At 72.2% G+C, this 630-nt stretch carries 1 protein-coding gene; it reads left to right on the top strand.

Annotated features, from left to right (window positions below):
* A partial coding sequence (locus NS184_RS16585; protein ID WP_193750541.1) for a cytochrome c biogenesis protein ResB occupies window positions 1-630 on the top strand: 630 nt, incomplete at both ends.

The raw sequence follows: 630 nt of genomic DNA, 5'->3' as shown, positions 1-630 counted from the left end.
CTCCGACCCCCAGCGGCCGTCCGACCACGTCGACAGCGCCCCCGCGCCGCGCGAGCGGAACGGTGCGGGCGGCGCCGACGTCGCGCAGCCGAGGCTCGGCCTCGTCGGGTACCTCCGGTTCTTCTGGCGCCAGCTGACGAGCATGCGCACGGCGCTGTTCCTGCTGATGCTGCTCGCGCTCGCGGCCATCCCGGGCTCGCTCGTCCCGCAGCGCACCGCCGACCCGAACGGCGTCGTGCAGTACAAGTCGGACCACCCCGCGCTCTACCCGGTGCTCGACAAGCTCCAGGTCTTCGACACCTACACGTCCGTGTGGTTCTCGGCGATCTACCTGCTGCTGTTCGTGTCGCTGATCGGCTGCATCGTCCCACGCACGAAGCACCACTGGCAGGCGCTGCGCACCCGGCCTCCGAAGACCCCCGTCCGGCTCGGCCGACTCGCGGGCTTCCAGTCGGTGCCGGTGGACGCGACCAGCGTCGGGACCGCGGCGAACGGGGCGGACGTCGCCACGGGCCTCCCGACCGTCGACCACGCGGTGACGCGCGCCATGGCGATACTGAAGCGCTCCGGGTACCGGGTCGAACGCTTCGGCGACTCGGTCACGGCGCACCGCGTCACACCCCGGGACAA

Source organism: Curtobacterium luteum (genome assembly GCF_001475545.1).
Taxonomy (GTDB): domain Bacteria; phylum Actinomycetota; class Actinomycetes; order Actinomycetales; family Microbacteriaceae; genus Curtobacterium; species Curtobacterium luteum_A.
Note: the sequence above shows the minus strand (reverse complement) of the source record. Positions and strands in the feature narration are given on the sequence as shown.